Raw genomic sequence first — 10,245 nt, 5'->3', positions numbered from 1 at the left:
TCCCGAACTCGCGTTTCTCCTCACGCATGACGCGGCGAGGGCACCCGGCAAGACCCTCCGGAGCCGTCGGAGTCGGTGAACCGGGCACCGCCCGGGGTGAGAGCAGCGTCGTTGAAGAAGCTCGTGCCGGCACCGAGTCGGAGGGTGGCGACGGTCGCTCCGGTACGGGTGTCGTAGACATGCACCTGCCCGCGACAGCTCGGAACAGACCGTCTCCTGGCATCCCTGACCCGCTGTCGGACCGGTCGCGAGCACCCGTCGGGCTTCAGAAGGCGGAGTTCGCGAACCAGTGGGCCAGCAGGTCCTCGTCCCCCTCGTGAGCGAGGGCCTCTGCCTCGTAGGGCAGGCGCCCGTAGACGAGCAGGAGCAGGTCGGCCGCGGTTCCCCGGACGGTCGCATCAGCGGTGTCCGCGGTCGGGTGGGCCGTGTCCAGGCCGAAGCCGTCGGGCTTCAGACGGACGAGCCAGGCATCGTCCCCGTCGGTGGTGCGGAAGCAGATGGTCTTGTCGGGGCCCCGCAGGTTGGCGACCTTGGGAGCGAAGAAGGTGGCGAAAGGCAGGTTGACGAGGAACTCGTCGATCCCGTCGACGGCGACCCGGCGGTCGATGGCGGGCTGGCGGCCGAGCGCGAGCTCGGCGTCGGCCCGGTGCAGCAGCGTCTCGAAGAGCATGCGACGTACCCAGAAGCGCGCGTGCTGGTCGGCGCCCCACGCCCACATCGGCAGGTACGGGTCGGTGGCCGCGAAGGCGTCCGCGGCCACAGTCGCGCTCTCGCCCAGCCAGTCGGCGTATCCGTCCTCCCGCTCCGGGAGCCGCAAATCCACCTCACGCTTGCGCGGGGGTTCCTGGATGCGTGCCCGCAACAGGGCCGAGAACCAGCGCTGGACACTGCCTGTGTGCTTGACCAGGTCGGCGAGCGTCCAGCCGGGGCAGCCGGCCACCGCGGTGGCCAGGTCGGCGCCCTTGACCGCTGCGACGAACCGGGCGGTCTCCGCCGCGACCGCCGTGCGGTGATCGACCGGGGTGACAACGGATGCGTGGTCGGTGCGATCGGATGTGCTCATCGTGGACATGCCTTTCGGAGAAGCTGCGGGGTCGGCCGGACGGCTCGGGCGGTCCGGCCGCACCGGGCAGCTCACCACAGATGGCGAGCTGCCCGGTACTGCGCGGGGCACGTTCGGACGCGCCTGTTTCGGCAACTGAACGGCTCCGGCTCGCGGCCGGCCTGCATGAACCAGCGCCCCCGGTGCCGTCGCCCGTGACGATCCGCAGCACTGGGTCCGCCATGATTGATGATTGATCGCCCCGGCGCCGCGGGCCGCAGCGTCGGCAGCACCGCATGGGTGCCGAAGACCACGCCGTCGAGGTCGCCCCCGGCGCGCGACGGTAGCCCACCGGCGCGCGACCCTTCCTTCACAGGTGCCGGCGCAGTCCGCCGGCACCGGCCGTGACGATCACCACCTTGCCCGGGAGCACGGCCCCGCTCCCGGCGGCCGTCATGCCAGCTCGAGGACCAGCTTGCCGACGTTCTCGCCACGGAAGAGCATCTGCAACGCCTCGGGGAAGTCGTCCACGCTCCCTCTCACGACGTGTTCCCTGACCTTGATGCGGCCGTCGGCGATCCAGGCGGAGATGTCCTGCGCGGCCTGTGGATAGCGCTCGGCATGGTCGAAGACGACGAATCCCTCCATCCGGGCACGGCGCACCAGAAGTGACAGGTAGTTCGAGGGGCCCTTGACCGGGGTGGCGTTGTTGTACTGACTGATCGCACCGCAGACCACGACGCGCGCGTGCATCGCCAGCCGAGTCAGGGCGGCGTCGAGGATGTCACCTCCCACGTTGTCGAAGTAGACGTCGATGCCGTCGGGGGCGTGCCGGCGCAGCGCCTTCCTGACGTCGTCGACGCGGTAGTCGATCGCAGCGTCGAATCCCAGTTCGTCGGTGAGCAACGCGCACTTCTCCGGCCCTCCGGCGATGCCCACCACCCGGCAGCCCTTGACCTTCGCGATCTGACCCGCGATGGTGCCGACCGCGCCGGCCGCCCCCGACACCACGACGGTCTCGCCGTCCTTCAGCGCCCCTACGTCCAGCAGGCCGAAGTAGGCGGTCATTCCAGGCATGCCCAGCGCGCCGAGATACGTCGAGGGCGGGGCGAGGGAAGTGTCGATCTTCATGGCGCCCCTACCGTCGGAGACCACGTGTTCCTGGACGCCGAAGGTGCCGACCACATGATCACCGGGCTGGAAGTCAGGGTGGTCGGAGGCGGTGACCTCGATGACCGATCCGGCGCGCATCACCTCACCGATGCCCACCGGCGGCAGGTAGGAGGGCCGGTCGTCCAGCCAGCCCCGCATCGCCGGGTCCAGGGAGATGACGCGCGTGCGGCCCGCGAACCGGCCCGGGCCCGGTTCGTCGACGGTCCCAGCACAGTGCTCCCAGTCATCGGGTTCGACCTCGCCCACGGGGCGGGCTGCCAGACGGATCTGGCGGTTGGTCGCGGACATCGCGCCTCCTGTCGTTGCGGCTCACCTGACCATACCGACCAGTAGGTAGGTCGGTTGCCGTGATATGTGCCACAGGTCGCTCCGCCCGTCGGCTGCCTATGGTTCGCAGGTCGTCGAGCCGTCGACCGACGCCGCCCACCGGATGCCACGTCGAGCCCAAAACGTGACCTCCCGCAGGCTCGTCCAGCATTCCAACCAGTCGGTATCGTGCGCCGCCGCACCCTCCTCCGCCACCTCCCCCCCAAGGATCCGAGCCACACCGGAAGGCCACGCGATGACATATCCCGATGACAGGCGGTACCCGCAGCCGGAATGGTCGCAGCCGTGGACCGAGCCGTACGGCCACGCCCCTCGGTACGAGTCGTACGGGCGGGATCCGGGACAGGAGCCCTCCCCGGCCGCATTTGACCACTCCCCGTACGACCGGTACGGGCAAGCCGCCCGGCACGAACCGCACGCGCACGAGACGCATCGGCACGGCGCCGACCTCGCCGCCCTTCGCTCGGCCTACCGCGTCCTGCGCCGGGTCTCGACGTTCACCGCACTCGGCTCCTTCGTGGTGTACGTGGTGCTGTCCTGCTACGCACCTGGGCTGACGGGGGCCAGGATCACCGGGGAGCTGAGCCTGGGGATGGCCCTGGGGATCCTTCAGCTCGTCGTCACCTTCGCGGCGGTCTTCTCGTACGGGCGCAGCGCACGACGCTCGGTGGACCCGTTGGCCCACGCCGTCAGGGAGCGGGCGGCCGGCCGGCCCGCGGGGGTGGCGAGATGACCGACGTCGGCTCCGGGTCGCAGGCCACCGTCCTCGTTCTCTTCACCGCCCTGGTCACCGTCACGCTGATGATGTGCGTGATGACGGGACCGGACCGCGACGATCTGACCAACTTCTACACCGGCTACCTCTCGCTCACCCCGTTCAAGAACGGCCTGGCCATCGCCGGCGACTACATCTCCGCGGCCACGGTGCTGAGCACCACCGGCATCATCGCGCTCGCCGGATACGACGGCTATGTCCTCACGGTCAGCACCGCGTTGTCTCTGGTGCTGCTGATGTTCCTGCTGGCCGAACCTCTGCGCAATGCCGGCAGGTTCACCATGGGCGACGTCCTGGCCCGCACCATGCCCGGGCGGGCCGTGCGCATCGCTTCCTGCGTCGTGACACTTGCGGCGACCCTGCCCTTCCTGGTCGTCCAGCTCTCCGGGGCCGGGTCGCTGCTCACCTTCATCCTGGACATGCCGCACGGGGCGGGCGCCAGGACGGCGTGCATCGTCATCGTCGGCAGCTTGATGATCATTTACGCGGCGCTCGGCGGTATGAGGGGAACCGCGCTCCTTCAGATGATCAAGATCGTCATCCTGCTCGGCACCAGCGTCGTCGTCGCCGCCCTGGTCCTGAACCGCTTCGGCTGGAATCCCGGAAACCTGTTCAGGGCCGCCCAGCACGGCAGCGGCACGGGCCCCGCCTTCCTTCAGCAGGGCCTTCAGTTGGGCACCTCGGCCGCCGACCGGCTGGATTTCGTCGGTCTCCAGGTCACCGTGGTCCTCGGCGTGGCCTGCCTGCCCCACATCACCATGCGTCTGTACTCCTCGCAGGACGTGCCGGCCGTGCGTCGCTCCATGTCGTGGGCCGTCGGCACGGTCACCACCTTCTGCCTGCTCGTGATCATCGTGGGTACGGGCGCGGCAGCCCTGGTGGGATCGCGGTCCATCATCGCGGCCGACCCGCACGGCAGGACGTCGGTGCTCATGCTGTCGCAGGTGCTGGGCGGGGCCCCCGCCTCCGTGGGCGCGACGATTCTCTACTCGGCCGTGGCGGGAATGGTGTTCATCACCCTGTTGTCCTCGGTCGCGGGGATGACCCTGGCGGCGGCCTCGTCGCTCGCCCACGACCTGTTCGCCCACGCGGCGCGGCGGGGACAGGCGGAGCCGCGTACGGAGATGACGGTGGCGGCGTGGACGAGCGTGGCCGTGGGAACCGTCGCCATCGGGCTCGCCGCCCTGGTCCAGAACTGGGACGTCGGCGTGCTGACCACTCTGGCCGTCTGCATCGGGGCGTCCGCGGTGGCTCCCGCGCTGACCTACTCCCTGTTCTGGAAGGGGTTCACGCGCACCGGCCTGCTCGCCACCCTCTATGGCGGCGCGGCCTGCGCGCTGGTGCTGATGGTCTTTTCCAAGGCCGTCTCGGGCACGCCGTCCGCCGTCTTCCCGAACGCCGACTTCCACTGGTTCCCCCTGCAGTCCACCGGACTGGTGTCCATCCCGTTCGGCTACCTGGCGGGCTGGCTGGGCAGCCGTCTGGACCACCGGCGCCGCGCCGCTGACAGCCGGGAGAGCCGACAGCTGTACGAGGAGAGCGAGGCACGTCTGCTCGCCGCAGCCGAATGACCCGGGTGGCGGGGCGGACCGGGCAGACGGCCTCGGTGCCGCCGCCGCAGTCCGCCCAAGGGCCCACGGCCCCCCGCGGGGCCTGCATGGCGGTCGGATGCCGACACGCATGCCGCTGTGCGAGTCGGCAGCCGCATGGCCACGGTCAGGTGAGCGTGGCGGCCAGGGGTTGCTCGGTCCACACCGTTTTGCCTTCGCGGGTGTAGCGGGTGCCCCAGCGGTCGGCCATCTGGGCCACCAGGAACAAGCCGCGCCCGCCCTCGTCCGTGGTGCGGGCGCGGCGCAGGTGTGGGGCGGTGTGGCTGGTGTCGCTGACCTCGCACACCAGAAAGCGTTCGCGGATCAGCCGCAGGGTCGCAGGGCCGGTGGCGTACCGGTAGGCGTTGGTGACCAGTTCGCTGGCGATCAACTCGGTGCTGAACGCCAAGTGCTCCAGACCCCATTCGGTCAGCTTCGCGGAGGTCAACGCCCGCGCCCGGGCGGCGCCGGCGGGCTCCAGCGGCAGCTGCCAGGTGGCGACGTCCTCCGGTGGCAGCATGCGGGTGCGGGCTATCAGCAACACGATGTCGTCGCTGGGGCGCGCGGGCACGAGCGAGTCCACCACGGCTTGGCATGTCCGTTCCAGCTCGTCCGCAGGGCGGGTGAGCGCTGCGCACAGCTTGCTCAGGCCGAGGTCTGCATCGATGTGGCGTTCGCCGATGATCCCGTTGGTGTACAGACACAGCAGGCTTCCCGCTGCCAGGTCGATCTCGCGGGCCTCGAACGGCAGGCCGCCCAGGCCGAGCGGTGGGCCCGCGGGCAGGTCGAGCAGGGCCACCTGTCCATCCGGAGCGGTCACCACCGGCGGCGGGTGGCCGGCGCGGGCCACGGAGCACTGCCGGGAGACAGGGTCGTACACGGCGTACAGGCAGGTGGCGCCGATGACCTGCTCGCCCACGGGCCGTTCGCCGGATGCTTCCTGTTCGGCCGCCAGCAGGGTGACCAGGTCGTCCAGGCGGGAGAGGACCTCGTCCGGCTCCAGGTCGAGGCTGGCGAGCGTGTGTACGGCGGTACGCAGCCGGCCCATCGTGGCAGCGGCGTGGATGCCGCGTCCCACCACGTCGCCGACGACGAGGGCGACCCGAGCCCCGGACAGGGGAACGACGTCGAACCAGTCGCCGCCCAGGCCCGGGGCCGCGCTGGCCGGCAGGTACCGCAGGGCCACCTCGACGGCCGACTGGTCCGGAACCGTCCGGGGCAGAAGGCTGCTCTGCAAGGTGAACGCGGTCTGCTGCTGCTGGGTGAAGCGCCGGGCGTTGTCGATGGCGACGGCGGCGCGCGAGCCGAGTTCCTGGGCGAGGGTGAGATCGTCCGCCTCGAAGGGATCGGGGCGGCGCGAACGCCACAGGGTCAGCACGCCCAGCACCAGGCCACGAGCGGCGAGAGGTACCACGATCAGCGAGTGGGCGCCCAGTTCCGGGGCGTGGGACCCCAGGAGGCCTTCGGTCGAGACCGAGTCGGACGGCAGAACCGGTTCCAGGACGGGCCGCCCTTCGGCCAGGCACCTTGACTGGGGTGTGTCGGGTGCGAACTCCACGGGCGCGCCCTGGCCGTGGGGCGGGCCGGGCTGCTGCGCGCCGACGCCGCAGGTCCCCACTCGAACCACAGGTCCCGGCAGCGCCTGAGCCGGTTCCTCACCGCATGTGACCGGCTGAAGCAGGTCCACCGACGCATGGTCGGCGAGGTGCGGCACCATCACCTCGGCGAGTTCCCGGGCGGTCTCTGCCACGTCGAGCGTGGTTCCGATACGGCTGCCGGCCTGGTCGAGGAGCGCGAGCCGACGCTGGGCCCGGTGGCGTCCGGTGATGTCCTCGATCATCTCGGCCACGCCCAGGACGCGGCCGGAGGGGTCCTCCATCCGGAAGGACGAGACCAGTGCGACCCGCTCGCGTGCCGGGTCCAGCTCGAGGCGGGCGAACTGCTCGGAGTAGATCAACGCCCGCCCGGTCTCCAGCACCTGGCGTACACGGTCCGCGGCTCTGCGCGCGTCGTCGGGAAGGAGCATGTAGCCGCTCGGCAGGCCTCGAAAATCTGCTGCCGGTACGCCGGTGAAACGTTCGATGGCCCGGTTGACCCGGAGAAGTCTCAGGTCGGGGCCGTGGACGACCAGGCCGATCGGACACTGGTGGTACAACCCGTCGAGAATCGCGCGATCCCGCTGCCAGTCCAGGACGTCGGCCGCGGGAGATCCGGCGACAAGCCACTCGCGGACCCGGTCGTCGCGGGAGAACGTCTGGGCCCTGAGTCCCATCTCCACAAACCGTCCGTCGCGGTGCCGCACCTTGAGCACTCCGAACCAACCGCCGGCTCCGCGGCAACTCGCGGCGGCCTCCCTGACGGCCGGCAGATCGCGCGGGTCGACGAGGACCTCGAAGGCCGGACGGCCGAGCACGGCTGCGGCCGGATGGCCGAGCAGTTCCTCCGCCCGCCGGTTCCAGCCGACCACGGCACCCCGGTCGTCGAGCACCGCCAGGGCGGCGAGGCGCGGGGCGAACGGATCGTCGTGGCTTGCGCTGAGCTCCGTCATCCGCATCTCCACCGCCGGCTGACCCGCTGATACACCTAAGCCTAGTGAACCCGGTGGGGCCGCGCGCGCGGCCGCCGCGGCGGGCGCGGGTGTTCACGCAGGCCCGACGGTCCGCTGTCAGCGGGTCTTCGGACGCCGCGCCTGGTGTGGCTCCTTCGCGTCCATCGGACAGCGACCACCTCCTCCACAGTCGGCGGCCCGGTCCGGCGCCGCCTTGCCCGGCAGTCGCCGGGTCGTCCACGTATGGGGCACACAGGCAGGGCTCCGGAACGGTGACGGGTCGAGGGCGGTCCCCGGTGACGGGCCGGTGAGCCGGTGAGGCAACGGGCCGGTGGGCCGACGGGCGGAGGGCCGACGGATGTCGAGGCATCGACGCGGACCGCCCCCGCCGGCTCACTTCGCCGCCGGGCCGAATTCCTTTCGCGGTCCTCCTTCAAGGACCCCGCCGACCCGCAGTGGGCCGCCGACCCGCCGACCCGCCGACCCGCCGACCCGGAGATGAAGACGTACGAGGACGCGCTGCGCAACCCGAAGACCAGCCGGTGGGCGCGGTTGCGGTCGTAAGCCGTCGGGGACGCGCAGGATGAAGTTCCGGGTGCTTGCCGCCGCTCTGGATCGTGTGCGTCCCGCTCGCCAGGGCGGGAGCCTTGCCGCACCCCGCGGTGGGGGCGGCGGCGCCGGCGGATGCGGCTGCCGTGGCGGAGACCGCGCGGGGTGTTCTCGCCCTGGCCGCGGCCCAGTGCCGTGCCTCCCATGCTCAGGACGACCACCACCGCGACCGCGGCGGAACAAAGAGGGATCTTGTCCTCGTCATCGTGAACCTCCCCTTCTGAAGCCGCGGTTGCTCACGCGCGGGTCCACTTCTGGTTGGCCTGGCCGTTGCAGGTCCACAGCACCAGCGGGGTCCCGTTCGCGGTGCCGGACCGGTCGACGTCGAGGCACAGCCCGGCGTGGACGTTGCGGATCGACCCGTCGGAACCGGCGGACCACTTCTGGTTGTCCTGGCCGTTGCAGGGCCAGGTGATGACACGGGTGCCGTCGGTGGTGCCCTGGTCGTAGGCGTCCAGGCACTTGTCGCCGAAGACGCGGATCTCGCCGCCGGCCCACGTGGTCCACAGCTGGTTGGCGGCCGTATGACAGTCCCAGAGCAGTACTGTCGCCCCGGCGGTGGTGGAGGCGTTGTCCACGTCCGCACAGCGGCCGGAACCGTTGCCGCGCAGCCGCGAAGTAGTGGCGGCCGACGGGCTGCCACCGCTCACCCGGAACACGGCCACGCCGTGCGCGGGGACGCTCGCCGAGATCTGCCCCGCCGAACTCGACGTGCCGCCGGTCCACAGCTCGGTGAGGGTGAACGGCCCGCCGGACAAGCCGACTTGAGCTGCTGTCGTACTGACCGCCGCGGTGCCGCCTCCCCGGTTGAACAGGCCCACCGCTACCGAGCCGTCGGACAGCGGCTTGGCGAACACCTCGGTGCTGCCGTCGTCGCGCACCCTGCGCCCGCCCGCGCCCAGCTGATCCTGGTTCACCGCCAGCAGACGCGGGTTGCGCAGGATCGCGCTCACGTCGGCGGACATGGTGCGGATGTCGTTGCCGGCCATGAGCGGGGCAGCCAGCAGCGCCCACAGGGCGAAGTGTGAGCGGGACTCGGTCAGCGACAGGCCGGGACGGCCCACGACCAGCATGTCCGGGTCGTTCCAGTGCCCCGGACCCGACTGCGCCGCCAGTGGCGCGGTGACGTCAAGGACGTTGCCGACGCCCATCGGATAGCTGTTGGTGTTGCCGTTCTGCCAGACGTCGAGCAGGTCCTCGGTCGTCCGCCACAGGTCGGCGACTTCGCCCCAGTTGTACGTGGCGCCTGTGATGGCGTGGAAGCTGTTGGGGTTGATGCTGTAGACGATCGGCCGCCCGGTGGCACGCAGTGCGTCGCGCATCACCGTGAACCGTGCGACCTGCTCGTCACGGGTGCCACTGGAGGAACACCAGTCGTACTTGAGGTAGTCCACACCCCACGCGGCGAACGTGCCGGCGTCCTGGGCTTCGTGCCCCCTGCTGCCCGTCGACCCGGGATAGGCGCCGCTGGACTGCGCGCAGGTACGCTCGCCCGGCACCTGGTAGATGCCGAACTTCAGCCCCTTGCCGTGGATGTAGTCCCCGAGCGCCTTCATCCCGCTCGGGAACTTGGCCGCGTTGGCCCGCAGGTTGCCCGCCGCGTCACGCTGCGGGTCGAACCAGCAGTCGTCGACCACCACGTACCGGTAACCGGCGTCCCGCATCCCCGAAGACACCATCGCGTCGGCGGCCTGGCGAACCTGCGCCTCCGTGACCCCGCACCCGAAGCTGTTCCAGCTGTTCCAGCCCAACGGTGGAGTGAGCGCCGGGCTGCCGGGCGCTGCCGAAGCAGTGGAGTGAGCGGAAGCCGTCACGGACGCGGTGACCGTCAGCACGATGGTCGCGAGGAGGCGGAACAGTCGTCCGCCTGACCGTCTGGGCACCAAGGGCTCCTTTCGCGGAAGGGTGCCACGGGCGGGTGACGCGAAGATCGATGTCACGTCCATGACACTGCCAGAAGAAGGATGGGGGGTTCGAAATTTCGTGAGCCAATCGGAAACTGAGGCCTCACGGATACTAGGGAGGCCGTCGAACATGTCAACACCCATCACCGCACTGGCTCCACGATCCGGCCATCCTGACGTGCGGAAGGTGGCGGATCTGCACCATCCGGGCAACCGACCGGCAGCGACATGGGATCAAACCTCTTCGAATGTTTCGAAGTCACAGACGATTCATGCGA

General features: G+C 70.5%; 7 protein-coding genes. 3 read left to right on the top strand and 4 right to left on the bottom strand.

Going from position 1 to position 10,245, the window contains the following annotated elements; genetic code table 11:
- Positions 1–265: 265 nt before the first annotated feature.
- Both ACFWBB_RS04535 and ACFWBB_RS04530 read right to left on the bottom strand, forming a co-directional pair.
- Positions 266–1,063, bottom strand: coding sequence for a maleylpyruvate isomerase family mycothiol-dependent enzyme (locus ACFWBB_RS04535; protein WP_385266867.1), 798 nt, complete (start codon positions 1,061–1,063; stop codon positions 266–268).
- A gap of 432 nt (positions 1,064–1,495) precedes the next feature.
- Entirely contained in the window at positions 1,496–2,503 is a 1,008-nt protein-coding gene (locus ACFWBB_RS04530) for an NADP-dependent oxidoreductase (protein WP_385266864.1), read from the bottom strand.
- Positions 2,504–2,777: 274 nt separating this feature from the next.
- On the opposite strand from ACFWBB_RS04530, the gene ACFWBB_RS04525 reads away from it, so the two are divergent.
- Both ACFWBB_RS04525 and ACFWBB_RS04520 read left to right on the top strand, forming a co-directional pair.
- Entirely contained in the window at positions 2,778–3,275 is a 498-nt protein-coding gene (locus tag ACFWBB_RS04525) for a DUF485 domain-containing protein (protein WP_385266861.1), read from the top strand.
- Positions 3,272–4,888 carry a cation acetate symporter gene (locus ACFWBB_RS04520; protein WP_385266859.1) on the top strand — a complete coding sequence of 539 codons (1,617 nt, stop codon included), beginning with the start codon at positions 3,272–3,274 and terminating at the stop codon, positions 4,886–4,888. Before ACFWBB_RS04525 ends, ACFWBB_RS04520 begins: the two co-directional genes overlap by 4 nt.
- 145 nt (positions 4,889–5,033) lie before the next feature.
- Here the strand turns inward: ACFWBB_RS04520 and ACFWBB_RS04515 are convergent, their stop codons facing one another.
- Complete coding sequence (locus ACFWBB_RS04515; RefSeq protein ID WP_385266857.1) at positions 5,034–7,454, bottom strand: SpoIIE family protein phosphatase; 2,421 nt, start codon at positions 7,452–7,454, stop codon at positions 5,034–5,036.
- 315 nt (positions 7,455–7,769) lie between these two features.
- On the opposite strand from ACFWBB_RS04515, the gene ACFWBB_RS04510 reads away from it, so the two are divergent.
- Positions 7,770–8,018: a hypothetical protein gene (locus ACFWBB_RS04510; RefSeq protein ID WP_385266854.1), complete on the top strand. Its 249-nt coding sequence runs from the start codon at positions 7,770–7,772 to the stop codon at positions 8,016–8,018.
- A 281-nt stretch (positions 8,019–8,299) separates the two neighbouring features.
- Here ACFWBB_RS04510 and ACFWBB_RS04505 read toward each other — a convergent pair whose 3' ends face one another.
- Positions 8,300–9,946 carry a glycoside hydrolase family 27 protein gene (locus ACFWBB_RS04505; RefSeq protein WP_385266851.1) on the bottom strand — a complete coding sequence of 549 codons (1,647 nt, stop codon included), beginning with the start codon at positions 9,944–9,946 and terminating at the stop codon, positions 8,300–8,302.
- Positions 9,947–10,245 lie beyond the last annotated feature (299 nt).

This window comes from Streptomyces sp. NPDC060000, from assembly GCF_042737375.1.
Classification (GTDB): Bacteria; Actinomycetota; Actinomycetes; order Streptomycetales; family Streptomycetaceae; genus Streptomyces.
The sequence above is the reverse complement of the archived record's forward strand: the minus strand, read 5'-3'. Positions and strand labels throughout refer to the sequence as shown.

What these genes read in the sequence shown, in the direction of transcription:
- ACFWBB_RS04535 (WP_385266867.1), bottom strand. Translation starts at nt 1,063, where the DNA reads ATGAGCACATCCGATCGCACCGACCACGCATCCGTTGTCACCCCGGTC.
- ACFWBB_RS04530 (WP_385266864.1), bottom strand. Translation starts at nt 2,503, where the DNA reads ATGTCCGCGACCAACCGCCAGATCCGTCTGGCAGCCCGCCCCGTGGGC.
- ACFWBB_RS04525 (WP_385266861.1), top strand. Translation starts at nt 2,778, where the DNA reads ATGACATATCCCGATGACAGGCGGTACCCGCAGCCGGAATGGTCGCAG.
- ACFWBB_RS04520 (WP_385266859.1), top strand. Translation starts at nt 3,272, where the DNA reads ATGACCGACGTCGGCTCCGGGTCGCAGGCCACCGTCCTCGTTCTCTTC.
- ACFWBB_RS04515 (WP_385266857.1), bottom strand. Translation starts at nt 7,454, where the DNA reads ATGACGGAGCTCAGCGCAAGCCACGACGATCCGTTCGCCCCGCGCCTC.